The organism is Paenibacillus brevis, from assembly GCF_018919145.1.
In the GTDB taxonomy this organism is placed as follows: Bacteria; Bacillota; Bacilli; order Paenibacillales; family Paenibacillaceae; genus Fontibacillus; species Fontibacillus brevis.
This window is the reverse complement of the sequence record NZ_JAHLQJ010000001.1, coordinates 97,333-120,846: the sequence shown is the minus strand read 5'-3', so window position 1 is coordinate 120,846 and position 23,514 is coordinate 97,333. Positions and strand designations below refer to the sequence as shown.

General features: G+C 50.4%; 25 protein-coding genes and 1 riboswitch. Of the genes, 14 read left to right on the top strand and 11 right to left on the bottom strand.

All coding sequences use genetic code 11. The features are described 5' to 3' along the window. Positions 1-240 precede the first annotated feature (240 nt). The 5 genes from qoxA (at position 241) to KQJ23_RS00650 (ending at position 6,291) form a co-directional block, all read left to right on the top strand. A complete protein-coding gene (gene qoxA / locus KQJ23_RS00670; protein ID WP_216476663.1) occupies positions 241-1,185 on the top strand; it encodes a cytochrome aa3 quinol oxidase subunit II in 945 nt (314 codons plus the stop codon). A gap of 56 nt (positions 1,186-1,241) precedes the next feature. After that, complete coding sequence (gene qoxB / locus KQJ23_RS00665) at positions 1,242-3,185, top strand: cytochrome aa3 quinol oxidase subunit I (RefSeq protein ID WP_216476662.1); 1,944 nt, start codon at positions 1,242-1,244, stop codon at positions 3,183-3,185. Then, the gene (locus tag KQJ23_RS00660; protein ID WP_216476661.1) at positions 3,182-3,778 is read left to right on the top strand and encodes a cytochrome c oxidase subunit 3; all 597 of its coding nucleotides are present in this window, start codon (positions 3,182-3,184) and stop codon (positions 3,776-3,778) included. Before qoxB ends, KQJ23_RS00660 begins: the two co-directional genes overlap by 4 nt. 10 nt (positions 3,779-3,788) lie before the next feature. Continuing rightward, positions 3,789-4,073, top strand: coding sequence for a cytochrome aa3 quinol oxidase subunit IV (qoxD, locus tag KQJ23_RS00655; protein WP_216476660.1), 285 nt, complete (start codon positions 3,789-3,791; stop codon positions 4,071-4,073). Between the two features lie 718 nt (positions 4,074-4,791). Further along, positions 4,792-6,291, top strand: coding sequence for a glycoside hydrolase family 43 protein (locus KQJ23_RS00650; protein WP_216476659.1), 1,500 nt, complete (start codon positions 4,792-4,794; stop codon positions 6,289-6,291). A 1-nt stretch (position 6,292) separates the two neighbouring features. Here the strand turns inward: KQJ23_RS00650 and KQJ23_RS00645 are convergent, their stop codons facing one another. Next, positions 6,293-7,153, bottom strand: a complete 861-nt coding sequence (locus KQJ23_RS00645; RefSeq protein ID WP_216476658.1) for a helix-turn-helix domain-containing protein — start codon at positions 7,151-7,153, stop codon at positions 6,293-6,295. 203 nt (positions 7,154-7,356) lie between these two features. Between KQJ23_RS00645 and KQJ23_RS00640 the strand changes: the two genes are divergently transcribed. The 4 genes from KQJ23_RS00640 to KQJ23_RS00625 all read left to right on the top strand — a co-directional run bounded on the left by KQJ23_RS00640 (position 7,357) and on the right by KQJ23_RS00625 (position 12,450). Continuing rightward, positions 7,357-9,063, top strand: a complete 1,707-nt coding sequence (locus KQJ23_RS00640; protein ID WP_216476657.1) for an ABC transporter substrate-binding protein — start codon at positions 7,357-7,359, stop codon at positions 9,061-9,063. A gap of 289 nt (positions 9,064-9,352) precedes the next feature. Further along, a complete protein-coding gene (locus KQJ23_RS00635; RefSeq protein WP_216476656.1) occupies positions 9,353-9,745 on the top strand; it encodes a metal-sensitive transcriptional regulator in 393 nt (130 codons plus the stop codon). A 197-nt stretch (positions 9,746-9,942) separates the two neighbouring features. Continuing rightward, positions 9,943-10,149 (top strand): copper ion binding protein, encoded by a 207-nt coding sequence (locus tag KQJ23_RS00630; RefSeq protein ID WP_216476655.1) that lies wholly within the window; start codon positions 9,943-9,945, stop codon positions 10,147-10,149. A gap of 69 nt (positions 10,150-10,218) precedes the next feature. Beyond that, the gene (locus KQJ23_RS00625; protein ID WP_216476654.1) at positions 10,219-12,450 is read left to right on the top strand and encodes a heavy metal translocating P-type ATPase; all 2,232 of its coding nucleotides are present in this window, start codon (positions 10,219-10,221) and stop codon (positions 12,448-12,450) included. 97 nt (positions 12,451-12,547) lie between these two features. Here KQJ23_RS00625 and KQJ23_RS00620 read toward each other — a convergent pair whose 3' ends face one another. From KQJ23_RS00620 to KQJ23_RS00610, 3 genes are read right to left on the bottom strand one after another with little or no spacing between them, the layout of a single operon-like run. Then, complete coding sequence (locus tag KQJ23_RS00620) at positions 12,548-13,153, bottom strand: hypothetical protein (protein ID WP_216476653.1); 606 nt, start codon at positions 13,151-13,153, stop codon at positions 12,548-12,550. Next, complete coding sequence (locus tag KQJ23_RS00615) at positions 13,134-13,337, bottom strand: type II toxin-antitoxin system antitoxin (protein WP_044480326.1); 204 nt, start codon at positions 13,335-13,337, stop codon at positions 13,134-13,136. The genes KQJ23_RS00620 and KQJ23_RS00615 overlap by 20 nt, the downstream gene beginning before the upstream one ends. Positions 13,338-13,351: 14 nt before the next feature. Next, positions 13,352-14,206 carry an SPFH domain-containing protein gene (locus tag KQJ23_RS00610; protein ID WP_216476652.1) on the bottom strand — a complete coding sequence of 285 codons (855 nt, stop codon included), beginning with the start codon at positions 14,204-14,206 and terminating at the stop codon, positions 13,352-13,354. A gap of 152 nt (positions 14,207-14,358) precedes the next feature. Between KQJ23_RS00610 and KQJ23_RS00605 the strand changes: the two genes are divergently transcribed. After that, a complete protein-coding gene (locus KQJ23_RS00605; protein ID WP_216476651.1) occupies positions 14,359-14,925 on the top strand; it encodes an LOG family protein in 567 nt (188 codons plus the stop codon). Positions 14,926-14,988: 63 nt separating this feature from the next. Next, positions 14,989-15,732 (top strand): oxygen-insensitive NADPH nitroreductase, encoded by a 744-nt coding sequence (gene nfsA / locus KQJ23_RS00600; RefSeq protein WP_216476650.1) that lies wholly within the window; start codon positions 14,989-14,991, stop codon positions 15,730-15,732. A 3-nt stretch (positions 15,733-15,735) separates the two neighbouring features. Here the strand turns inward: nfsA and KQJ23_RS00595 are convergent, their stop codons facing one another. Both KQJ23_RS00595 and KQJ23_RS00590 read right to left on the bottom strand, forming a co-directional pair. Continuing rightward, entirely contained in the window at positions 15,736-16,989 is a 1,254-nt protein-coding gene (locus KQJ23_RS00595) for an MFS transporter (RefSeq protein ID WP_216476649.1), read from the bottom strand. A gap of 85 nt (positions 16,990-17,074) precedes the next feature. Further along, the gene (locus KQJ23_RS00590; protein ID WP_216476648.1) at positions 17,075-17,662 is read right to left on the bottom strand and encodes a DUF2087 domain-containing protein; all 588 of its coding nucleotides are present in this window, start codon (positions 17,660-17,662) and stop codon (positions 17,075-17,077) included. Between the two features lie 268 nt (positions 17,663-17,930). On the opposite strand from KQJ23_RS00590, the gene KQJ23_RS00585 reads away from it, so the two are divergent. Beyond that, positions 17,931-18,545, top strand: a complete 615-nt coding sequence (locus tag KQJ23_RS00585) for an HD-GYP domain-containing protein (protein ID WP_249529406.1) — start codon at positions 17,931-17,933, stop codon at positions 18,543-18,545. Positions 18,546-18,581: 36 nt separating this feature from the next. Here KQJ23_RS00585 and KQJ23_RS00580 read toward each other — a convergent pair whose 3' ends face one another. The 4 genes from KQJ23_RS00580 to KQJ23_RS00565 form a co-directional block, all read right to left on the bottom strand. Beyond that, the gene (locus tag KQJ23_RS00580; RefSeq protein WP_216476647.1) at positions 18,582-19,391 is read right to left on the bottom strand and encodes an ABC transporter ATP-binding protein; all 810 of its coding nucleotides are present in this window, start codon (positions 19,389-19,391) and stop codon (positions 18,582-18,584) included. Between the two features lie 10 nt (positions 19,392-19,401). Further along, on the bottom strand, positions 19,402-20,175 hold the full coding sequence (locus KQJ23_RS00575) for an ABC transporter permease (RefSeq protein ID WP_216476646.1): 774 nt from the start codon (positions 20,173-20,175) through the stop codon (positions 19,402-19,404). Continuing rightward, complete coding sequence (locus KQJ23_RS00570; RefSeq protein WP_216476645.1) at positions 20,172-20,468, bottom strand: thiamine-binding protein; 297 nt, start codon at positions 20,466-20,468, stop codon at positions 20,172-20,174. Before KQJ23_RS00570 ends, KQJ23_RS00575 begins: the two co-directional genes overlap by 4 nt. Positions 20,469-20,755: 287 nt before the next feature. Continuing rightward, the gene (locus KQJ23_RS00565) at positions 20,756-21,715 is read right to left on the bottom strand and encodes an ABC transporter substrate-binding protein (protein WP_249529434.1); all 960 of its coding nucleotides are present in this window, start codon (positions 21,713-21,715) and stop codon (positions 20,756-20,758) included. Between the two features lie 206 nt (positions 21,716-21,921). Beyond that, a riboswitch (TPP riboswitch) is annotated at positions 21,922-22,034 on the bottom strand. A 255-nt stretch (positions 22,035-22,289) separates the two neighbouring features. Between KQJ23_RS00565 and KQJ23_RS00560 the strand changes: the two genes are divergently transcribed. Together KQJ23_RS00560 and KQJ23_RS00555 are read left to right on the top strand one after the other, a co-directional pair. Then, positions 22,290-22,490 (top strand): cold-shock protein, encoded by a 201-nt coding sequence (locus KQJ23_RS00560; RefSeq protein ID WP_044480314.1) that lies wholly within the window; start codon positions 22,290-22,292, stop codon positions 22,488-22,490. 94 nt (positions 22,491-22,584) lie between these two features. Then, positions 22,585-22,794, top strand: coding sequence for a cold-shock protein (locus KQJ23_RS00555; RefSeq protein WP_216476644.1), 210 nt, complete (start codon positions 22,585-22,587; stop codon positions 22,792-22,794). Between the two features lie 121 nt (positions 22,795-22,915). Here the strand turns inward: KQJ23_RS00555 and KQJ23_RS00550 are convergent, their stop codons facing one another. Further along, positions 22,916-23,395: a CcdC family protein gene (locus tag KQJ23_RS00550; RefSeq protein WP_216476643.1), complete on the bottom strand. Its 480-nt coding sequence runs from the start codon at positions 23,393-23,395 to the stop codon at positions 22,916-22,918. Between the last annotated feature and the right edge of the window lie 119 nt (positions 23,396-23,514).

Here is a 23,514-nt window from a genome sequence, read left to right as displayed (position 1 = left end):
ACGGACTAATTCAACCGAATTTGCCCTTAAATCAAGAAATTATTGAATAAACAAAGAACGACAACGTTTTAAATAGTAAAAATATTACAGATATTCCTTTCTATATGAATTGTCATTAATTCGGGGCTTCCCTAACATAATCTTTGAGTGATGTTTGAACGTGGTTGGGATCCGTCCGACCATAACCCGTCTTATCATGACATGAGAAGTTTTACATTATGAAAGGGGAATCGTAATCCTATGAAGAGGAAGGGATTTCTGCTTGCGGTATTTTCGGCCCTGGTGGTTCTGCTGTCTGGCTGCAGTTCGCTGACTGTACTGAATCCCAAGGGACCGGTAGCCAAGACACAGTCGAATGTTATTATCTTTTCGATCATCGTAATGGCGCTTGTACTGCTAGTGGTGTATGTGTTGTACATTTATATGCTGACCAAATACAGAGCTTCCAAGGCAGCGCCTGACTATGAGCCGCCGCATGAAGAGGGCAGCAAATGGTTGGAAATTACTTGGATCGCGATCCCGGTTATTATCGTGGCTGTGCTGTCGGTTGTTACTGTTCGCAGTACGTATGCAGTTGAAACGGTACCGGCCGGGTATGAGGATCAAAAGCCATTAGTCATTTATGCGGCTTCATCTAACTGGAAGTGGCATTTCAGCTATCCGGAGGAAGGCATTGAGACGGTGAACTATGTGAATATCCCTGTAAACCGTCCAATCGAATTCAGACTTTATTCGTACGGACCGATTACGAGCTTCTGGGTGCCGCAGCTTGGCGGACAGAAGTACGCCATGAGTGACATGGTTACGAAGCTGAATCTGGTTGCCGAGCATCCGGGATCCTTTATGGGCAAGAACTCCAACTTCTCGGGTGAAGGCTTTGCCCATATGGAATTTGAGGTTTACGCTACCTCGGCTAAAGAATTTGAGGAATGGATTGACGAAGTAAAGACGACGGCTTCGGATTTGACAGAGGAAAAGTTCCAATCTCTGCTTGATGCTGACCATGTAGGCCGTGAGACCTTTACTTCCACACACCTGGAGTTCAGCCCAGCGCCTGAAGGCGAGCATGCAGGACATAATCATGGCGGCTCGGATGAGGAGAGCACGGAGATGGACCACTCGGAAATGGATCATTCAGAGATGGATCACTCCGAGATGGAACATTCGGAACACACCCATGAGTAGCACTTTGAAAAACAGACATTTACAGCAACTTATGAACGGAAGGGAGCATGCTTGACATGAAATGGGACGAATTTTTCGTCACCGGCGAGCCGATGATCTATGGCGCGATGGTGAGCATCGTCGTGGCAACACTGGCGATTCTGATCGGCCTGACCTATTTTAAAAAATGGGGCTACTTATGGCGTGAATGGCTGACGACCGTGGATCACAAGCGAATCGGGATTATGTACATCATCTCGGCGCTGCTGATGCTGTTCCGCGGAGGCGTAGACGGGCTCTTGATGCGCGGACAGCTGGCAAAACCGGAGAACGGATTGCTGGATGCCCAGCACTATAATGAGATTTTTACAACGCATGGCGTAGTCATGATTCTGTTTATGGCAATGCCATTTGTTATCGGATTAATGAACGTGGTTATTCCGCTCCAGATTGGAGCGCGCGACGTGGCGTTCCCTCGTCTGAATGCGGTCAGCTTCTGGCTGTTCTTCGCAGGGGCGATGCTTTTCAACATTTCCTTCGTTATCGGCGGTTCGCCGGACGCGGGTTGGACGGCTTATTTCCCGCTGGCGAGTATTGAGTTCAGCCCGACGGTAGGGAATAACTATTACTCGCTTTCACTGCAGATAGCGGGGATCGGGACGTTGATGACCGGGATCAACTTCATTGTCACGATTCTGAAAATGCGTGCCAAAGGCATGACATTGATGAAGATGCCGATGTTCACCTGGTCTGTCTTGATTACTTGTGTCATTATTCTGTTTGCCTTCCCGGTATTGACCGTGGCTTTGGCGCTGATGATGTTCGACCGCTTATTTGGCTCTCAGTTCTTCACGATGGCCAACGGCGGGATGGATATGCTCTGGGCCAACCTGTTCTGGGTCTGGGGGCATCCGGAAGTATATATTGTTATTCTTCCTGCGTTCGGGATTTATAGTGAAATTATCTCGACCTTCTCGCGCAAAAATCTGTACGGCTATAAATCGATGGTATGGAGTATGATCGTTATCTCGCTCCTGTCCTTCGTAGTATGGGCGCATCACTTCTATACGATGGGGCACGGCGCGATGGTCAACGGGGTCTTCTCGATCACGACGATGGCGATTGCGGTTCCTACTGGGGTGAAAATATTCAACTGGCTATTTACGATGCACAAAGGCAAGATCGAGTTTACGACGCCGATGCTGTATGCGCTCGCCTTTATCCCGATCTTTACGATCGGCGGCGTCACGGGCGTCATGCTGGCGATGGCCAGCGCCGACTATCAGTATCATAATACGATGTTCCTGGTTGCGCATTTCCACTATGTATTGATTCCGGGTACGGTGTTTGCCGTTATTGCCGGCTTCTACTACTGGTTCCCTAAGCTGTTCGGCTTCCGGCTTAATGAACGTCAGGGCAAGCTTGCCTTCTGGACCATCGCAATCAGCTTCAACGTAACCTTCCTGCCGTTGTTCTTCCTCGGTCTGAACGGGATGACGCGCCGGATGTACACTTATTCGGAGAGTACCGGCTATGGTCCGCTGAACTTGATTGCATCCATCGGTGCCGTGGGATTGGCTATCGGATTTATCATTCTGGTGTACAACATTTACTGGAGCTTCCGTTATGCGCCAAGAGATACTACAGGCGATCCTTGGAACGCACGGACATTGGAGTGGAGTACCCACAGCCCGGTTCCGGAGTATAACTTTGCGATTGAACCGACGGTTACAGGACTCGACCCATTCTGGGAAGCGAAAAAAGGCGGACATCAATTGTATCAAGGCAAGTTTGAAGAAATTCATATGCCGAATAACAGCGGTCAACCGGTTATCTTGGCTATATTGTTCTTCTTCTGGGGCTTCTTCATGGTATTCAGCTGGTGGACTCCGGCTATTATTTCCGGAATTGCTATTCTGATCATGCTTGCGGTTCGTTCCTTCGAACGCGATCATGGGCGTCATATTCCGGTTAAGGAAATTCAAGAGACCGAGTCAAGATTGCGGGGTGAACAAGTATGAAGCTAGATAATACACTGCCGCTGGAGTACCGTTCCGAGGAGAACAGCAATCGGATTCTTGGCTTCTGGCTGTTCCTTGGCGCTGAAATTGTTCTGTTTTCGACTTTGTTTGCGGTGTATTTTGCACTTTGGAACCGGACGGGGAACGGCCCGGGCGGTCATGAAATTTTCGAGATCGGGCCTGTATTGATTGAAACGTTCGTCCTGCTGACGAGCAGCTTCACGATTGGTCTGGTGATTAACAGTATGCGTCTGGGTTTGAAAAAGCCCGCGCTCATATTCTTTGGAATTACGCTTGTGCTTGGCTTGGTGTTCCTTGGTGTTGAAATCATGGAATTCGTTACCTATGTGCATGAGGGAGCAACTCTGCAGACGAGCGCATTCCTGTCCAGCTTGTTCGTACTCCTCGGTACGCACGGCGCCCACGTGACCTTGGGTCTGCTGTGGGGCGGCGGACTGTTGCTGCAGATCAAGAAGGAAGGTTTCACGCTCGATACTTCGAACAAGACCTTTATCTTCTCGCTGTACTGGCACTTCCTTGACGTCGTCTGGATCTTCATCTTCAGCTTCGTATACTTGAAAGGAATGATGTGACATGAGTGACATGAAAAAATTGTTCCCGATCCAGCACATTCTGGGCTATGTATTATCCCTGCTGCTGTCGGTTGTTGCCCTGTCCGTAGTCTTCCTGGATATGTCTGCGGCAGTAGGCCTGACGATCCTCATCATCAGCGCAGCGATTCAAATGGGCGTCCAGCTCTTCCTGTTCATGCATATCGGGGAGAACGGCTCTAAGACAGCACTCTACACGAACCTTGTCTATGCCTTGTTCGTGGGCTTGGTGACGGTGTTCGGAACGCTGTTCACGATGATCTGGGGCTACCAGTAATCCATCAGGAGAGCCTGGGGCTTGGAATGAACATAGTTAGCAATCTTGAATAGAGATAAATGATCAGGACCCTGAAGCATCCTTGTGATGCTCAGGGTCTTTACTATTTCGCGTTGAACTGAAGGAGTGAGGTAGAAGGGCATAAGTGCTTTCAAGCATTTGTTTCGCTACCGACATTACCGTAACGCAAGTTGTGAGGACTGTTTGCTTGAGCTGGAGTATACAAAGATCGAAGGTGCCTTGGCCGTAAGGTGAATGCTCGGTCCTGAACCTGTGTTTGGTGATATAAGGATTTGCTTAGATAGCAGGCATAGACGCCAAAAACCAAGGAGCTAAGCAGTCTGTTTTTGCTTAGCTCCTTGGCTTTTTATGAATATTACAATGTCTATATCATGCTAGTAGCATGACCCGAAAATGAAGGTTCCATGTCCTATCGTGAAATATAATAGGGGTTGAGAGCTTCCTCAGGCAAGACGGAGAAGCATTCTATATGAGTTAATTAAAAAACTACTTCAAAGGACATAAGTGTAAAGTGTTACGAAGAAACGATAGTGTTCGCCTTTGAGAGCAGATTTCTGCCTTATCCCAATTTAATTGAATCAGAGAAATCCGCGAACAACAGCGAACGTAAGAACACTTTACACGTTGCCCCTGGAAGTAATTATATTGATTCAGCTTATATAGCACGTTAAATACGATTCAGACAGGAGTGCAATGGATGCAGTTCACCAACCCCGTTATCCCTGGCTTTTATCCCGACCCCAGCATCTGCCGGGTCGGTGACGATTATTATTTGGTTACAAGCACGTTTGAATATTTTCCGGGCGTGCCTATTTTTCATAGCAAGGATCTGGTTCATTGGCGGCAGATCGGCCATTGTTTAACTACAGAAGAGCAACTGTCTCTTTCTGGAGCGGGGAATTCAAGCGGCATCTATGCGCCAACCCTTCGTTATAATAAGGGATGGTTCTATATGGTGACCACCAATGTGGGCGGAATCGGAAATTTCTACGTGAAGACCAGGAATCCGGAAGGTCCTTGGTCCAAGCCGATAACGGTTGCTCAGGATGGCATAGACCCCTCCCTGTTGTTTGACGACGATGGCCGCGTGTATTTTCAATCTGCGCATAACGGCGCTATTTACCAATGTGAAATCGAAATCGAGACCGGAAGGGTGCTGACCGGGAGCCGCCTGATCTGGAAGGGCTCAGGCGGAGCGCATCCTGAGGCCCCCCACATGTACAAAATCAAGGATTACTATTACTTGATGATCGCCGAGGGCGGGACGGAATACGGCCATATGGAGACCATTGCCAGAAGCACTGATCCGTACGGACCTTATGAATCCTGTCCCCATAATCCCATTCTTTCAAACCGGAGTATGGATATCTCAATACAAGCTACCGGCCATGCGGATCTGGTCCAAGCCCGGGATGGCAGTTGGTGGGCGGTATGTCTGGGAACAAGGCCTGTATCTTACCCATATCGTCACCATTTGGGCAGAGAGGTATTTCTTGCGGGCGTAACCTGGACGGAGGATGGATGGCCGCTCATCGGCAATCAGGGTCATATTCATCCCGTCATGGAAGCGCCTGAGCTCCCGGAGACCCGTTGGCCGGAGAAGCTGGTTAGAGATGACTTCGACCAATCCAGGCTGGGATGGGAATGGGCCTTTTTGCGGAATCCGAACCCGGGAAGCTGGTCGTTGGAGGAGCGCTCTGGATATCTGACCTTATATGGTCAACCAACAACGTTGAACGATTACGGTTCTCCGGCCTTTGTAGGGCGCCGGCTGAGTCACTTTTCCAGCCGCATACAAGCGGCGATAGAATTTGAGCCTTTGAACGAGGGGGAAGAGGCGGGGTTAACCATTTATATGAACGAAAAGTATCATTATGAGCTCGCTATAAGACGCGAAGGAGGCCGTAATGCTCTGGTGTTCCGGCGGACGGTCGGCTCGATGAGGGTAGAGGACATCCGTGATTGCCCCGAGGGGAGGGGCATACTTCAAATCCGTGCGCTTCCGGAGAGGTTCGAAGCCTCATTCCGTACGATGAATTCTCAGGTGCTTGACATGGGCTGGGGGGAGACGCATTTGCTGTCCACGGAAATCGCAGGCGGCTTTACAGGGGCCTTTATTGCGATGTATGCAACAAGTCCTTCAGAGCATGCGGCCCCGGCATATTTCGACTGGTTTGACTACGAGCCGGTGAATTAGTTCACCGGTTCTTTCGATAGGCTTGCGGTGATACGCCGTAAGCCTTTTTGAATTGGCGGGTAAGATAATTGCTGTCATTAAATCCGCAGGTATAAGAGATTTCCGTGACGGATAGGTGGGTCTGCTTCAGGAGCATACAGGCTCTTTCAAGACGAAGCCGTTGAAGGTAAGAGATCGGTGTGGTCTGATAATAGGCCTTAAAAATCCGGTTCAAATGCCGAATGGAAATATTCGATTTTGCAGCGATGTCTTCCAGCGTAACCGGTTCGAGGTAGTGATCTTCAATGTAGGAGACGGCATTCGCCAGATGCATCATAGCGCTGTCCAGATCCTTTTCACCATGGTCATAGTGTCTGGATAGGCACACGACGAGCTCCATAAAGCGCGAAGTAAGCATTGTTTGACGGCCGGGAAGCCGGGATTCGTATTCCTCGATCATGGCAGCAACCAAATGCGCTACATACTCCAGACTGGACATGCTCAAGCTCAATTTGCTTTTATACGTCGTAATGTTTCGATAGAACGGTTCCAGAATAAACAGCGCCTGAAAGCCGTTCACTGTCCGCAGATCCTGGGCGGCGGATTCAAGCAACTCCGGTTTATACATAATGTTGCAGATCTTGAAGTCTTGAGGCTCTTTATAGGCATGGGAGGTGCTGCCGTTAATGACAAACACATTGCCCTTCTTGATAAAAGCTTCTTCATTATTCACGATATGTGTGGCATGCCCGTTCAGGACAATGACCAGCTCGGAGAAATCCTCATGGTTATGGGTGTTGGTGTCTTCATCATGGCCTCCATATTGAATGAAGAAAGGGAAATCCTCATCCATCGTAAACCAGTTCAAGTAGACGTTCGTCATGACTTCAATGCCCCCTTAGCCTGCATACATGTCTATATCATGCTATTGGATGACTTGAAAATCAAGGTTCGGTCTTAATCGTTAGGCTAGAATAATAACTGTAAGCAAGACCACCATTCGCCGGCCATGATGGTTCGCTTCAATAAAAGTAAGCGCATTCAAACAAAATGAATCGGGAAATAGACAGGGGGAAGGATGATTAGATGCGAAGCTTGAACAAAAAAATTGGAGTTTTTGCACTGGCTGGCATGTTGCTCATGTCTGTAGGCTGCGGTAATTCAGGGAATAATACCGTAAATTCAAATTCTGGGAATCAAACCGGCGGAGATGAGAATAGTCCGATCTCATTTACCTTTTTTGGTGCTGATGCAAACCCGAGCTGGAATAACATGAAGGATGAAGTCGGCAAGGAAATCACCGCCAAAACCGGAGTCACTCTGAATGCGGAGTTTGATGTTGGCAGCGGCGGCGGCCAGGATAAAATTTCCCTGATGGCGGCCAGCGGCGATTATCCTGATCTTATTTTTGCAAAAGGTGAGCTTGGCAGGCTGGTAGACAGTGATGCGATCATCGATCTTACAGAACTGATCGAGGAGCATGCCCCTAATATCAAAAAGCTGATGAGCGAAAACATGAACCGCATGAAATACAGTATTGAGGATCAGGCAATCTACTCCATTCCGACCAATGTCGGCGTCGGACAGCAATATTTCGATGCCGTAAACGGCTTCCAGATTCAACATCGCGTGCTGAAGGAGCTTGGCTATCCGGAGGTCAAAACGATCGCTGACTTTGAGAACGTGCTTAGAGCCTATGTGGAGAAGTATCCGACCACGGACGGCCAACCGACGATTCCTCTCACGCTGAATGCGGATGGCTGGAAAATGATGATAACCGTAACCAATCAAGCCAATAATACTACGAATGGCATGAATGATGGCGAATATCATGTGGATCCCGAAACCTATGAAGCGGTGCTTCACTATAAACGACCGGTAGAACGGGAATATTTCCGCTGGTTGAATAAGCTGTATCATAACGGATTGCTGGATAAGGATTCCTTTGTCCAAAAAGAGGATCAATATAAAGCCAAAATCGCCAGCGGCCGTGTCCTGGGTCTGACCTCGGTGGATTGGGAATACGGTGAAGCGGAAAATGCACTGAAAGCCGCGGGCAAACACGAGTACACCTACGCGCACTTTCCGGTGACGCTGAGTGAAGAATACAAGGACCATGCGATGCAGTCTTTCGGGGTGGATGGCTACGGAATCAGTATTACAACCGCTTGCAAAGATCCGGTGCGTGCGATCAAGTTCATTGACTGGCTGGCGTCTGACGAAGGCCAGGTGCTGAGAAACTGGGGAATCGAAGGAAAGCACTATAACGTGGAAAATGGCGTTCGCGTCATTCCTGCCGATGTGCTCGATAAAAAAGTCAACGATTCCAGCACTTTTACCAAGGAGACTGGGATTGATTTGTATACCATCTTCGGACCGCGCTACGGGGATGGCGTGAAGGATGCTACAGGCAACTACTATACAACCAATTTCCCGGAGCAGATTATCGCCAGTTATTCGGAGGTTGAAAAAGAAACCCTCGCTGCTTATAACGCCACGACCTGGAAGGATCTGTTCCCGAGTGAGGAGGAGCTTCCGGTCAAGGAGTGGGGGGCCTTGTACAATATGCAGGTTCCGACGGATGGAGATTATCAGGTTATCTATCAGAAGGCACAGGATATTATCCAAAAAAGAATTCCGGCAGCCATCCTGGAAGCACCGGACAAGTTCGATCAGGTGTATGATGAATTCCTCGCCGAATTGGATAAGGTTGGAGCTAGGGAAATGGAAGAGCAATACACGGCGCTGGTAAAGGCGAGAGTTGAGCTTTTTACAGGCAAGGTTATCGATTAAATCTGGACAGCAGATACGTTCTCCGGCAACCCCTCGTCAAGGCGAAGGATTGCCGGATTTTTTATGCGTAACCTGCTCGTGCGTCGAAACAAGCTCTGAAAGAGGGGAGCTAAGTGCTCTTTACTCGCGCGAGTGTGATACATAGATTGAATGGGATGTGTGAAAAATAGAAAAGAAAGTTTCTTTACATACCCCCTGGGGGTATAGTATGATGTACTCAACGGCAGGAAGTTTGATTTGAACGGACTGTTGTTCCCTGGACAATAGGATGGGGAGGAGGAAGTGAATGATGGTGAATGAACAAGAGTTAAGCAAGCTATCTAATCATGGCGCTGCCGGACATCAGGATCAAGCTGCCAAGCCGGAAGCATGTTGTTCTCATGAGGCTGCTGAGCATGCTCATGCAAGGCACAGTCACCACTCCGATGCGGTGAAGAGCAATCTGATCAGCAGGTTGAATCGGGTTGAGGGACAGATTCGCGGAATTAAAGGGATGATCGAGAAGGATACTTATTGCGATGATGTGCTCAATCAGATTGCGGCTGTTCAATCGGCTTTAAATAGTGTGGGCAAGCTCCTTTTGGAGGGACACATGAAGAGTTGTGTGGTCGAACGCATTCAGGCGGGAGAGACAGAAGTAGTTGATGAACTGTTGTTAACCGTTCAGAAGTTGATGAAGTAGCAGGAAAAGGGTTAAAATTCTGGGCTGGATTCACGGTTTTAAAGAATGAATAATTTAAGTTCGAGTTCAAAAGTCAGGCTTTTGGCACCGGGAAGGTTGGGAGAATCCGAAGAAGACGGAACGGAGTGCAGGCAGAACCTGCATGAGTACCGGGCTTTTTAAAAATTCTTTATAAAACTATTAGGAGGATGAATAAGATGTCGAATGTAACCTTGAAGGTAGAGGGAATGTCCTGTAATCATTGCGTAAAGTCTGTGGAAGGCGCGGTAAAAGAGCTTGGAGCTGAAGCGAAGGTAGATCTGGCTGCAAAGAGTGTTACGGTAGCGTACGACGCCGATAAGGTTACGGTTGAAGCGATCAAAGGAGCTATTGAAGAGCAAGGCTATGACGTGGTAAGTGAATAGACAGAAAGAAATTTCTGTCGCCTTCTATATACCCCCTAGGGGTATGAAGTATCGAAAGGAAGTGTGGGTATGGAAACGGCAAAGACAAATCCTGTAGTCAGTGATCAAGCGGCAACCCTGCAAATTACAGGGATGACTTGCGCGGCCTGTGCCAACCGGATCGAGAAAGGCCTGAACCGGATGGATGGCGTGGAGGCCAATGTCAATTTTGCGCTGGAGACGGCTCAGGTTAAATATACATCCGGTCAAGTGTCGATGGATGACATCCTGAAGAAGGTGAGCCAGCTCGGATATCAGGCGGCTCTGAAGCAATCCGAGCAGGACGCGGATGAGGCGAGAAAGGCGGAGATCCGCAAGCAAAAGATTCGGCTGATCGTCTCGGCGGTACTGTCCTTTCCGCTCCTGTGGTCGATGGCCGGGCATTTCTCGTTCACCTCGTTTATCTGGACCCCCGAGCTGTTCATGAATCCGTGGTTCCAGCTCATTCTGGCCACACCGGTTCAGTTCCTTATCGGAGGAACCTTTTATATCGGAGCTTACAAGGCACTGCGCAACAAGAGCGCCAACATGGATGTGCTGGTTGCGTTGGGCACGTCGGCAGCGTATTTTTACAGTCTGTACCTCAGCATAAGCAGCCTGTCGCAGCCTCACGGGCATACCCCCCACCTGTATTATGAAACCAGCTCGGTGCTAATTACGTTAATCCTGCTGGGCAAATGGTTCGAGGTGCTGGCAAAGGGGCGGTCCTCCCAAGCGATCAAAACCTTGATGGGCTTGCAGGCGAAGACGGCGCTGGTGCTTAAGGACGGGGCAGAGATCAGCGTGCCGATTGAAGAGGTTGTACCCGGGGACGTAATTATTGTAAAGCCGGGTGAGAAGATCCCGGTCGATGGCGAGGTCGTCTTCGGCACGTCGGCGGTGGATGAATCGATGCTGACCGGGGAGAGCATTCCCGTAGAGAAGCGGGAGGGCGATGCTGTCATCGGCGCTACCGTCAACAAGAATGGCTCGCTCCGCATCCGGGCGACCAAGGTGGGCCGCGAGACCGCACTGGCCCAGATCATCCGCGTCGTAGAGGAAGCGCAGGGCTCCAAGGCGCCAATTCAGCGGGTGGCGGACGTCATCTCCGGCATCTTCGTGCCGATTGTCGTCGGGATCGCGTTGGTAACGTTCCTCGTCTGGTTCTTTATCGTTGAGCCGGGCAGCTTTGCGGGGGCGCTGGAAAAAGCAATCGCAGTGCTCGTCATTGCCTGCCCGTGCGCATTGGGTCTGGCGACGCCGACCTCGATCATGGCGGGTTCGGGCCGTGCGGCCGAATACGGCATCCTGTTCAAGGGCGGCGAGCACCTGGAAAGCGCTCAGGCGCTGGACACGATCGTGCTGGATAAGACCGGCACGATCACGCGCGGCCAGCCTGAGCTGGAGAGCGTCGTTCCCGCCGATGGCTGGAACGAGGCGGACCTGCTGCGCCTGGCCGGTGCGGCCGAGCGCAGCTCGGAGCATCCGCTCGCGGAAGCGGTGGTGGACGGGGCCCGTGCACGGGGCCACGAGCTGCCGGAGGCTTCCGCGTTCGAGGCGGTGCCGGGGCATGGCATCGCCGCCGTAGTGGAGGGCCGCCGCGTGCTGGCCGGAACGCGCCGCCTGATGGCGCGTGAGGGCGTGGACGCCGGCACGGCCCTGGACGGGATGACGGCCCTCGAAGAGGCCGGCAAGACCGTACTGCTCTTGGCCGTCGATGGGCAGTACGCCGGTATGCTGGCCGTGAGCGACCAGGTGAAGGACAGTTCGCGGCAGGCGGTAGCCCGCCTTAAGGAGCTTGGCCTTCGAGTGGTCATGATCACGGGTGATAATGAACGGACCGCCAAGTCGATTGCCGCCGAGGTCGGTATCGAAGAGGTGCTGGCCGAGGTGCTGCCGGAGGGCAAGGCGGACGAAGTGAAGCGCCTGCAGGAGCAGGGCCGCAAGGTCGCGATGGTCGGAGACGGCATCAACGATGCGCCTGCCCTCGCCATGGCCGATGTCGGTATTGCCATCGGTACAGGCACCGACGTGGCGATGGAGGCCGCAGATGTGACACTGATGCGGGGCGACCTGGAAGGCGTGCCGGATGCGATTCTGATGAGCAAGCGCACGATGCGCAACATCAAGCAGAATCTGTTCTGGGCGCTCGCCTATAATTCCATCGGCATACCTGTTGCTGCGGCGGGCTTCCTGGCCCCATGGCTGGCTGGAGCGGCTATGGCGCTCAGTTCGGTATCGGTGGTTCTCAACGCGCTTCGCTTGCAGAGAGTGAAGCTGTAGGCAGCGGTAATTAGAATATGGACCGACTAACACGCAAAGCCTTTCCCTTCCGGAATCATTCCGGTCTGGGAAAGGCTTTGATTTGGTCTAGCGACTCTTAACGACGATTCTCCCGAATGACCCCGTGCTCCTCCAGGGCCGCGATAAAATACCGCATAAGCCGTACTCCTTGATTCAAGCTGTCGGCGTCCGGCTTTTTACTCGTTTCCGTCAAGGTTAACAGCAGTCTGCGATCCTTTGTTTTCAGCGAGATATAGGCGTCCGGCTTGCTTTCCAGCACTTCCTGAAGCCCTTCGAACTTCAACAGCTGACGGAGCAGGCTAGGGTGAGTAGCCTTGGCGTGAAAGCTCTTCTGCATCGCAGAATTCGGCATAGAGGCGTCCTTCAGCTCCGAATGAAACGGAATGAAGATCAGCCGCTTGACCCTGCACAGATGAAACTGAAACTTTCTTCGAGGCTGGAAGGAATACTGGATACTTGTAACGAGATGGGAAGACTCGGAGCCGGAATCTTTTAAGGTAACATATAATGTTCCGCGCCCGTGTCCCAGTTCGATGCGTACATGCTGTCCGGTGTACTTCCAGTTTTTGAAGGAAGCGGGAACGAAGGAGCCGCCCCCGATCTGGGCAAATTGCTGCAGCACAGTCGTCGCCTTGGATACCCACCAAGGCTTATTAAGTTTCTTACTCGTCTTCGTCTGCATGATCCTTGACCTCCTTGCCGGGAGCGCGCTTCGGAGAAGGCAGCCGTCCCTCTTTTCTCAGAGCCTCCCGCAGCAAATATTCGATATGGCCGTTCACGCTTCGGAATTCATCCGCCGCCCAGCGCTCCAAAGCTTCGTACAACATCGGGTCAAGACGCAAAGGGAAGCTTTTTTTAGCTGGCATCGTCTGGATGTCCCTTAGTACAGCGAGCTGGTATTAATGACCGGCTGGGCGGAGCGGTCAGCCACGACGGCAACAAGCAGATTGTTGATCATAGCTGCTTTGCGCTCGTCATCCAGTTCGACGACATTATCGCTTTGCAGGCGCTCGATAGCCATTTGTACCATGGTTACGGCACCGTCGACAATTTTCTCGCGGGCGGCAATGATTGCCTCGGCCTGTTGGCGTTGCAGCATGGCGCTTGCGATCTCTGTCGAATAGGCCAGGTGGGTAAGACGGGATTCAATGACCTTTACGCCGGCAATTTCAAGCCGCTTTTGCAGCTCCTCGGTCAGCTCCAGTGCAATCTCTTCGGTGTTGGCCCGCAAGGAGAAGCCCGTGCCGTCCGGTTGATCGTAAGCGTATTTGCTGGCTACATGACGCAGGGCCGTCTCGCTTTGAATCTCAACAAAGGTTTCGTATTCATCTACCTCGAACAGGGCGGCTGCCGAGTCCACGACGGAGAAGACAACGACCGTTGCGATCTCGATCGGATTTCCGTTTACATCATTCACCTTCAGCTTGGCGCTGTTGAAGTTGCGAACGCGGAGCGATACCGCTTTGCGTGTGGAAAATGGAACCGACAGATAGAAGCCGCTCTTGCGGATGACCCCCAGATATCGGCCGAAGAAGGTCAGGACGTGGGACTGGTTCGGCTGTACAACGGTAAGTCCGGTTAGCAGAATAAGCGCAATCGCACATGCGATAATTCCGACAATCAGCGGGAGTGTGGATTGAAGGGAGATCAGATAGCCCCCTGCGCTGCCGATAAGAACGATAAACAGCAGGCCCGCGAACCCGTTCAAATAGGACAACTCTTTTTCTCTTAACATAACGAGCACTCCTTATAGTAGGATATTGATTTGATATTTAAATGATATCACTTTTGTATATTACTGTAAATAGGTAACTTCGGAATAGAGACAAACATGTGTTCTGTGTTATGATAATTAAGCGACTAAACAGGAAAGGCAGGATCAGATAGATGAATATAGCGGTATATTGCGGAGCAAGTTTAGGCAACTCGCCTGTTTATCAGGAGGCGGCGGTTGAGATCGGGGAATGGATCGCCCGTCAGGGACATGTATTGGTTTATGGCGGAGGAAGAGCAGGGTTAATGGGGATATTGGCGGATACCGTCTTGAGTCATGGCGGGGAGGTTATTGGAATTATTCCGGGCTTCCTTCGCGACCGTGAGCTGGCCCATCCTCATCTGACAGAGCTGATCGTGGTAGATTCCATGCCGGAGCGAAAGAAATATATGATGGATTTAAGCAAGGCGTATCTGGCCTTGCCCGGCGGTCCCGGCACGCTGGAGGAGATTACGGAATGCGTCTCTTGGGCGAGAATCGGACAGAATGAAAACCCTTGTATTTTTTATAATAAAAACGGGTACTACGATCATGTGGATTCCTTTTACGGCAAAATGGTGGATGAAGGCTTCTTGAGCACGGAAGACCGGAGTAAAATCCTGTTTTCGGATTCGATCGGGCAAATCGAGGCTTTTATTGAAAGCTACATACCGCCGGGCATCCGGCAATATCAAGTGTAATAGGAAAGACATTCAACGCGGCACACCCTATACATTAGTTCATTGAAGGGAGCAGAATCCGATATGAATGATACAATCTCATTATTGATGAATCATCGCTCGATCCGGAAGTATTCGGATGCACCGGTGACGAAGGAACAGGTAGAGACGGTTGTGGCCGCAGGGCAGATGGCCTCCAGCTCCAGTCATGTGCAGGCGTATACGGTGATTGCAGTTACGGACCCTGAGCAAAAGGATAAGCTGAAGGAGCTGTGCGGACGGCAGACTTACATCGGAGAGTGTCCGGTATTTCTGGTCTGGTGCGGCGATCTGTCACGGTTGAAGCGCGCCGCGGAGCGTCATCTTCCCGAGAAGCAAAGCTATGAGGAGACGACTGAAAACTTCATTGTGGCGACCGTCGATGCTGCGCTTGCCGCACAGAATGCGGCTGTAGCTGCGGAATCAATGGGACTTGGCATTGTCTATATTGGCGGCATCCGGAACCATAGTCGGGAGGTGTCCGAGCTGCTCGGGCTGCCAGAGCTGGCCTATCCGGTATTCGGCATGTGTCTCGGCTACCCGGATCAGAATCCCGGACAGCGGCCGCGGCTGCCGCAGGAAGCGGTGCTCCATTGGGAGCAGTACTGTTCGCAGCAAGTGGAGGCCGCTGTGGAGCGGTATGATGAGGTCATGGCGGAGTACCTGCGGGAGAGAACCGGCGGAGCGAAGGATACGCCGTGGTCGGTCTTAATGGCGGAGAAGCTCGCTCATCCTTCCCGGACACATATGAAGCATTATTTGCAGGATAAGGGATTCCTTAAGGATTAGGCATCATGCCTGTAGACGGGGACGGAAGAGCAGGTAGACGGCAGTAAAGCAAGTGCCCATCGTCATGAGGAGTATGCCGCCAGCCAGTCCAAGCATTCTCGGGGCAAGGACTTCCAGCAGAAATCCGCTCAAGAACATGGAGATTCCCATGATCGTGTTTTGCATGGAACCGAGTATGCCCATGAATCTTCCTCTTAGGTACTCGGGTACGGTATTCATCAGAAGGGTCTGGTTGCAGGCTCCTCCGATACTGGAGATGGCAGCTGTCAGTACCATAAGTCCGGCGGCAATCAGCATAGAACCGCTCTGGCTGACGAGGATATGGCATATTCCTTCGGCGAGCAGTGTGAGGATTGCGGCGATCCGAAGCCGACCGACGAATCTTCCGGTCAAGCTTGAACCGGCGATAAGCCCGATGCCTAGCGCTCCGTACATTAGCCCGATTCCGAAATCGCCAGCATGGAACACTTCTGTGGCATATATGCTGAGCAAAATATTAAAGATCCCGTCACCGATCGGCCATACCGCATAAATAAAGAGCATGAGTCGCAGGTAGGGAGAGGCGGCAAGCAATGACTTGAATTCAGCCCATCCTTGTCTGCGTGCTATCGGCTCTGATTGTGAATGATTCAGGGAGCCTGATTGCGGCTGCTTATGCTCGTCATGCTGCGCAGTCTTGGATAGCTGAGGCAGCTTCGCCAGCAGCAGTGCGGATATCAGGAAAGATACGGCATTGCACAGGAATGAGGCCCCCGAACCGAACCAGACCGCCACGGCACCCCCGGTTACTGAACCGAAAATCAAAATAAAGCCGGTCATTACCTCTTCCAGGCTGTTGATTTTCAGGAGATGCTCCTTTCTTACCAGAAGCGGGATTGCTGACATCCGGGCTGGGACATAGAGCGCTTCTCCGGCAGACAGCAGAAACATGGATAACCAGATGATCCAGATGTCACCAACGTCCTTAACAAATAACGGAAGCAGGGCAAAGACTGTCCTGATGAGGTCTGTTGCAACCATTAATTGCTTCTTGGGGAAACGGTCTGCTAACCAGCCGCCAATCGGTGCAAAGATCAGATAAGGAACAAGCCGAAGTGCAAACGCGATTCCTACGGCAAGCCCAGAGCCGGTTAATGACAGTAGTAGCCCCAGCACAGCCACCTGGCTAAAGCGATCACCAATTCCGTTCACGATTCCAGCCCCGAATAATCTTGCATAATCTCTCTCTTGGTGAAGTAGTCCTTTTCGAATAAGCATAATAACTCCTTTTACACAAGTATCTTTAATTGAGTGTCTAATTTGATGGATATCTAATCGTTGTATTAAAAAAATAGGGAGGCCGTTAAGGCTTCTCCCAGATTTCCCGAGGGTTCAACTCATAAATTCCATTCTCCCGGTACATGTATTGATGCATAATAAATTCGCGCCGAATCGTCGCATAGTCCTCGTGATACTGCTTGATGTACTCATTAATCTCTTTCTCTGCATACTTCGTGTTGGGCTTCAAGCCCTCGACCAGATGCTCGAGCACGATCCGCTTCTTCTTCTGCTGTGCCGGCAAATGCTTGAGCCTGCCTTCCTTGGTAAAGAAATTCTTGATGACCGTCTGTTTCTGCAGGGCCAGGTCTCCGGCGGGCTCCCGGGAAGATGAGTCCGACCCGCCGCCCCCGATGCTCAGTATCGCTTCCGCTTGTTGATTCAGGCTCTTCTCATTCAGATAGAAATAAATCGTATTCTTCTCTCTGCGTTCGTATATGAGGTCCGCCTCCCTTAATTTAGTCATATGATGAGTAATCGTTGGAGGGGATACCCCCAGCTTTCCGGCCAGTGCCTGGCCGTGAAGGGGACCGCTTCTTAGCAGAGCAACTATGCGTACACGGGTAATATCGCCGATCGTCTTATGGAACTGAACAATACGATCAATCTGCATTCTGATCCCTCCTTAAACAAATTAAACAATTATCTAATTAGAATATAATTTAACTTACCATGATCGGATTTGCAAGTCAATCGACAAGGTTGTAGGTAGTATTATATGCAACTAAAGGCCTGTTTTTGGCGAAAAGTTAATATTTTAAGAGATTATTGTCGCTTAATTCCTATGCATTTCAAAACTTTTGACCTATAATGTAAAAGTGTTCCAATAGTAGAACAGCAAAATATAAAGACTTGTGAATCAGGTTTTAGGAGGCAGGCTGTTGGTTGCTTCAAGTATCAACGTGGATAATTTGGGATGGGAGCGGGGTCCGGAAGCGACAATATGGATTAAGAAGCTGAGAGATAAGCATCCTGATATCTATCACCATTCGTCGCGTCTGGCCATGCTGGCCGAGAAGATAGCTGTTCCGCTGGAACTGAGCGAAGAGGCCGCAGGCCAGTTGACCCGCGGGTGCTTCCTGCATGATATCGGTAAGACGGCCATCTCTCGGGAATTGATTATGCAGAGGGATAACTTCGATGAGGAGCAATGGAAGATCATACGCAGTCATCCGGAGATCGGCGCGAAGATGCTGGAGAGCGATCCCGGCTTTGGCCCGGAGATCATCTCGATTGTAAGGCATCATCATGAGCGGTGGGATGGAAAAGGATATCCTGACGGGCTTGCAGGCACGAATATCCCGCTTGGCGCTCGGGTCTGCGCGGTGCTCGATGCTTTTGATTCCATGACATCCAACAAAATATACCGGAGAAGAATCAGTCTGAGCGAGGCGAGACTTGAGTTGATTCGTAATGCAAACGCTCAGTTTGACCCGGATATCGTGCATGCAATGATGGAAATATCGGAACAGACGCTGAGTATATATTCTTTATAATCAATAAATAAAGCCAATCCGAGCGGGAAATACCGCTCAGATTGGCTTTTTGTGTTGTTGTTCAACCATACGATCACTGACCTCGCGCTTGAGTCTGAGAAATTCAGGGTCATTGGCAATATCCTTGCGGCGGGGCCGTTCAAAGGGGACATCGACCTTATGGATGATGGAAGCGGGCCGATTGGAAAATAGATAGACCGTATCCGATAGCAAGAGGGCTTCCTCAATGCTGTGTGTGATGAGTAAGACCGAACGGCGTTGTTCCTCCCACAGCTCCAGTAGCCATTCTTGCATTTCATGGCGGGTCAATTCATCCAGCGAGCTGAAGGGCTCATCCAGACAAAGCAGCTCCTGTGGAGCGATCAGACCGCGCAGGAAGGAGGCTCGCTGCTGCATTCCTCCGGACAGCATATGAGGATAAGCTTTCTCGAATCCTTTTAATCCGGCCTTCGCTATCCAGTTCTCCGCTTCGGCTCGAACATTCTGGTCGACACCTCCGGAGATTTCTCTTGCCAGCAAAATGTTATCACGGGTTGTCCGCCAGGGAAACAATGCCGGCCTTTGCGGAACATAGCTGATGTAGCCCCGCTCTCCAGTCACATCCTGTCCATTGATCCGTACACGGCCCTGTTCCGGTCGAAGCAGGCCGCCTATTACATGAAAGAGCGTGCTTTTTCCACTGCCGGAGGGTCCGACAATGGAGATAAACTGACCGGAGGGCACAGTGAGGGAGATATCATTCAATACGGGCAGGCGCTGTGAACCATCGGCGAACGCAAGGCTGATGTTCTGAAGCTCAAGCGCAGGGGCCGGAAGATTCGGCTGCTGAGATTGAATCATGTTCATTGTATTCCCCTCATTTCTGTGTATCCTCTGTTGGATTGTAGCGGATCAGCCATTTCTCAAGCATAGCGACCATAGCGAACATGGCAAGACTGACGATGACAATCACTGCGATGGCGACGAAAGTACGATCTGTCCGAAACGATGCTTTTTGCAGCATCATATAATATCCGATTCCTTTGTCCGCCCCGATCCACTCGGCAATAATGGCCCCCATAACGCTGTAGGTTGCTGCGATCTTTAATCCGGAGAATATCGACGGCAGCGCATGGGGAACCTCCAGCTTGGTGAAGACAGCCCGTCTGGATGCCCCGGACATTCGCATATAGTCAAGCATAACCCGGTCCGTGCGCGTCAGTCCGTCCATGGCGGCTACGGCGACAGGGAAGAAGCAGACGAGTGTAATAACGATAATCTTCGGCAGCAACCCGAACCCGAACCAGATCATCAGAAGCGGTGCGAGCGCAATCGTAGGCACGTTTTGGCTCAGGATGATGAGCGGGTATAAGGCGGATTTTAGAAATGGAATATAGTGCAGCAGAAAGGATACCAAAAGCCCGACAACACTCCCGATAACAAAACCAAGCAGCATCAGGCGAAGTGTTGCGAAGGTATGGACCCAGAGGCCGGCGGCTTCGGATACGGCCTGATCGGCAATGGTTGAAGGGCTGGGCAAAACCCACTGTTCAATATTAAATAGGGAGGTGGATACTTGCCATACCAGTATAAACAGGATGACCGCCGCAAGCGGCGGCCAAATCCTGTTCCAGAGACGGCGGGAATTCATGGACGGTATTTCTCGACCAGCTTATCCATGCTGACGCCCTTCTCAGGATTGTATACGATTTTAACCTGCGAAATGATGCTGTTGCTTCCGGATTCAGCGACCGCCACATTCATCTTTTTCACGATTTCCAGCAGCTCATCCAGGTCTCCTTCCATCGTTGTCTCCAAGGCATTGACCTGATATTTGACCCCGGAGCTCTGGATAACCTCGATGGCACGGTCTACATAAGGGATGGAGTCCTCGCCGTTAGGTGTCTTCGGAATAATCTGAATACTGAGCAATGTGTTTGACATAGTGGAACATCCTCTCTTGAATTAGATTAAGTGATCTATATAAGTTAAATACAGAGGAATTTACGATAGGGGCAACGTATGAAGTATCCTTATGATCACTGTTGTTCGCGGATTTTTCTGACTGCACTAAGCCATCTCTAAGGTAGAAATCCCACTCACAAAGGCGACCGCTTACGAGCGTATGCTCTCGATGTAGCTTTCTTACAGAAAGCTTTCACTACAGAACACTTCATACTTATGCCCTTTTACGTAACTTCTAAGTTCAACTTATATAACTTCTGCTAAATTCAGTTCGTCTCAGGTAAAAAGTCGTTCGTAAAGGCGCTGTCGATATCCAGCTCTTTCTCGATCAGTCCGCGCTCGTACATCCAGTCGGAATAGTTCTTCCAGACTTCCGGCTTTTGTTCTCCCCAACGTGCTGCATCATCCTGGTACTTCGGACTCAGCCATTTCTGGCTGGCATGAACGAGCTCCTTGTCCAGCTCGGGTACAGCCTTTAGCAGCAGATCTGCAGATTCCTCCGGATGCTCGGCTGCATACTGATAACCCTTGGAGGTAGCACGCATGAATGCCCGCACCAGGTCCGGATCATTTGCAATGGTCTTCTCATTGGTGACGATTACCGGCGTATAGTAGTCCAGTTGGTCCGAATAATCTTTAATATATTGCATGTCCAGCGGTTCTCCGCGCAGCTCGGCCTCAATTCCGGTCCACGCATAGAAGATCCACGCAAAATCAATATCCCGCTTCACGGCTGTGAAATAGTCTGCCTCACCAATATTGACAAGCTTGACTTTGGATATGTCGCCGCCGTCCACATCCATAATGGACTTCATAATCGCTTCCTCTACAGGGGATCCCCAGCCGCCGTAAGTTTTACCTTCGTAATCCTTAGGCGATTGGATTACGCGGTCTACCGGAGCCGCGAAGCCTGATGTGTTATGCTGGATAACCGCCGCAATCGAGACGAGCGGGACTCCTTGCAAACGGCTTTGGGTCACGTTCTCCTGCACGCTTACGCCGAAGGGAACTTCATCGGAAGCAACCATGGCATCTGCGCCGCCTGAGCCCGGGAGCGCGATCTCTACGTTCAATCCTTCCGCTTCGTAATACCCCAGTTCTCTGGCGGCATAAAGTCCGGTGTGATTCGTGTTGGGACTCCAGTCCAACACAACGGTTACGTCCTTCAGGGCTGCCTGCCCTTTTGTTCCTTCAGAGCTGCCCTGATTTCCGCAGCCTGCAAGCATGGCTGCAAGCAAGACGGCCATAGCGAGCGGGAACAGCGTTTTTTTCTTCACAGAAATCCACTCCTTCTAGTGCATGAATTTCCGCAGCGATAGGTTTACGTTCTCCTGAACCGTGAAGAAAATGCGATAGAGTTCCTTGCACGGCGTATTGGGATAAAAAAAGCGCCCCGAATGCGGGACGCGTAGGTTCATGGCAAAATATACGAGCCATGCTCTGTCATTCTTCCTACGCTGGCATTACCCAGATCAGGTTAAAGGGTCAGTATCTTGATGGGATACAATCTCAGCCGGCCTTATTCCAGCTCCCCCGAACTATGTAACTGCGGATACACTAGTCATTATAGACACGTAACTCCGGTCTGTCCAGCAGGCAGACTGAAAATTCCTTGGGTATCCTTGCTTAATCATTTGCTTTTTAATTTCCAGCAGAGTATAATTAATACATCTGGAAATTTAAAGAAGTGATATTCGCATGTTGAAAAGAGTGTCAATTTTTTTGAATGAACTTTTTTCAATGTGTGAATTTTTTTTACGAAAAAAGGAACATGTTAATCTGTATTGAGGAGGAAACAACATGGAAACTGGAACAGTAAAATGGTTCAATGCCGAAAAAGGCTTCGGATTTATCGAAGTTGAAGGCGGCAAGGATGTTTTCGTTCATTACAGCGCAATTACCGGCGATGGCTTTAAATCGCTGGACGAAGGCGCACGTGTTCAATTTAATGTGGTTCAAGGCAATCGCGGGCCGCAAGCCGAGAATGTCGTAAAACTGTAATGCAGAACCGGCTGCCCTTAACGCTCTGCGTTGAGGGCGGCTTTTGTATTCTTTTTCGGCACTCTGGCAATAGATAACATTCTAGGAGGTAATCATGAACTACCGTAAAAAAACGATTGAAGAGATTCCTGAGGAGAACACCGCGGTTTGGTCTTGCATAAGCGATGATTGCAACGGATGGATGAGGGATAACTTTGCGTTTGATTATAATCCGGTATGTCCGCTGTGTTCCTCTGAAATGGTAAAGGGAACCAAGCTCTTGCCTCAGCTGATTAACTCTAGTTCTCTGAAATCCGAAAGTTAATCCCAGATTAACACTGATTCTGCAACAACAAACAAGCTGCTTCCCGGTAATGGCCGGAAGGCAGCTTGTTTTCATTAAGAGCAGGGGATTGCATCCCCGGATGAAATGAAATATCTTGGAACTAATGCTGAATCGCCTTGAATTTCTTGTACATAAATAATCTCCAGCGGAGAATCATTCCGAAGGCAAGGATGAAAAAGACGGAGCCCGTCTGGAGCACGGAAATGTATTGCTCTACAACTTCATGCAGAGCAAGGCGGACAGCTAACAGTCCGATCAGAATATAGGCGAAGCCAGGCGAACGCTTGGCATACACTTCTCCCTCGACCGTCTCGAAATGGGTGGTACGAACCAAGGGGTAGGAGAACAGGAACCATCCGGCAGCAAACGCAACAATCACCCAGATCCATGGGATTTGCATTTGCGGCTCAATAAACATTAGGAAGCCTGTAGCCATTCCCAGCGGGGGAATGATAATCTTCTTGATCGTCACAGGACGACGGCTCGCCTTAAGCCGGACGATAAGGACGGATATAGCCATCAATGCGGCTCCAATTGTAAAAAACAGCTGGAAATACGGCGAATTTAATAGTTGGCTCATTTAACAGATCCCTTTCTTGACAGCAGATCATTAAGTGATACTTTGTGCTCAAAAGATGATTTTATGAACAACCTCTTTAAGCTAGAACATTATAACATATTCTGCAGCTTCTGTTTCAA

Bases quoted from the DNA above. Each gene is read 5' to 3' on its own strand.
- qoxA (WP_216476663.1), top strand. From the start codon at position 241: ATGAAGAGGAAGGGATTTCTGCTTGCGGTATTTTCGGCCCTGGTGGTT.
- qoxB (WP_216476662.1), top strand. From the start codon at position 1,242: ATGAAATGGGACGAATTTTTCGTCACCGGCGAGCCGATGATCTATGGC.
- KQJ23_RS00660 (WP_216476661.1), top strand. From the start codon at position 3,182: ATGAAGCTAGATAATACACTGCCGCTGGAGTACCGTTCCGAGGAGAAC.
- qoxD (WP_216476660.1), top strand. From the start codon at position 3,789: ATGAAAAAATTGTTCCCGATCCAGCACATTCTGGGCTATGTATTATCC.
- KQJ23_RS00650 (WP_216476659.1), top strand. From the start codon at position 4,792: ATGCAGTTCACCAACCCCGTTATCCCTGGCTTTTATCCCGACCCCAGC.
- KQJ23_RS00645 (WP_216476658.1), bottom strand. From the start codon at position 7,153: ATGACGAACGTCTACTTGAACTGGTTTACGATGGATGAGGATTTCCCT.
- KQJ23_RS00640 (WP_216476657.1), top strand. From the start codon at position 7,357: ATGCGAAGCTTGAACAAAAAAATTGGAGTTTTTGCACTGGCTGGCATG.
- KQJ23_RS00635 (WP_216476656.1), top strand. From the start codon at position 9,353: ATGGTGAATGAACAAGAGTTAAGCAAGCTATCTAATCATGGCGCTGCC.
- KQJ23_RS00630 (WP_216476655.1), top strand. From the start codon at position 9,943: ATGTCGAATGTAACCTTGAAGGTAGAGGGAATGTCCTGTAATCATTGC.
- KQJ23_RS00625 (WP_216476654.1), top strand. From the start codon at position 10,219: ATGGAAACGGCAAAGACAAATCCTGTAGTCAGTGATCAAGCGGCAACC.
- KQJ23_RS00620 (WP_216476653.1), bottom strand. From the start codon at position 13,153: ATGCAGACGAAGACGAGTAAGAAACTTAATAAGCCTTGGTGGGTATCC.
- KQJ23_RS00615 (WP_044480326.1), bottom strand. From the start codon at position 13,337: ATGCCAGCTAAAAAAAGCTTCCCTTTGCGTCTTGACCCGATGTTGTAC.
- KQJ23_RS00610 (WP_216476652.1), bottom strand. From the start codon at position 14,206: ATGTTAAGAGAAAAAGAGTTGTCCTATTTGAACGGGTTCGCGGGCCTG.
- KQJ23_RS00605 (WP_216476651.1), top strand. From the start codon at position 14,359: ATGAATATAGCGGTATATTGCGGAGCAAGTTTAGGCAACTCGCCTGTT.
- nfsA (WP_216476650.1), top strand. From the start codon at position 14,989: ATGAATGATACAATCTCATTATTGATGAATCATCGCTCGATCCGGAAG.
- KQJ23_RS00595 (WP_216476649.1), bottom strand. From the start codon at position 16,989: ATGCTTATTCGAAAAGGACTACTTCACCAAGAGAGAGATTATGCAAGA.
- KQJ23_RS00590 (WP_216476648.1), bottom strand. From the start codon at position 17,662: ATGCAGATTGATCGTATTGTTCAGTTCCATAAGACGATCGGCGATATT.
- KQJ23_RS00580 (WP_216476647.1), bottom strand. From the start codon at position 19,391: ATGAACATGATTCAATCTCAGCAGCCGAATCTTCCGGCCCCTGCGCTT.
- KQJ23_RS00575 (WP_216476646.1), bottom strand. From the start codon at position 20,175: ATGAATTCCCGCCGTCTCTGGAACAGGATTTGGCCGCCGCTTGCGGCG.
- KQJ23_RS00570 (WP_216476645.1), bottom strand. From the start codon at position 20,468: ATGTCAAACACATTGCTCAGTATTCAGATTATTCCGAAGACACCTAAC.
- KQJ23_RS00565 (WP_249529434.1), bottom strand. From the start codon at position 21,715: ATGCTTGCAGGCTGCGGAAATCAGGGCAGCTCTGAAGGAACAAAAGGG.
- KQJ23_RS00560 (WP_044480314.1), top strand. From the start codon at position 22,290: ATGGAAACTGGAACAGTAAAATGGTTCAATGCCGAAAAAGGCTTCGGA.
- KQJ23_RS00555 (WP_216476644.1), top strand. From the start codon at position 22,585: ATGAACTACCGTAAAAAAACGATTGAAGAGATTCCTGAGGAGAACACC.
- KQJ23_RS00550 (WP_216476643.1), bottom strand. From the start codon at position 23,395: ATGAGCCAACTATTAAATTCGCCGTATTTCCAGCTGTTTTTTACAATT.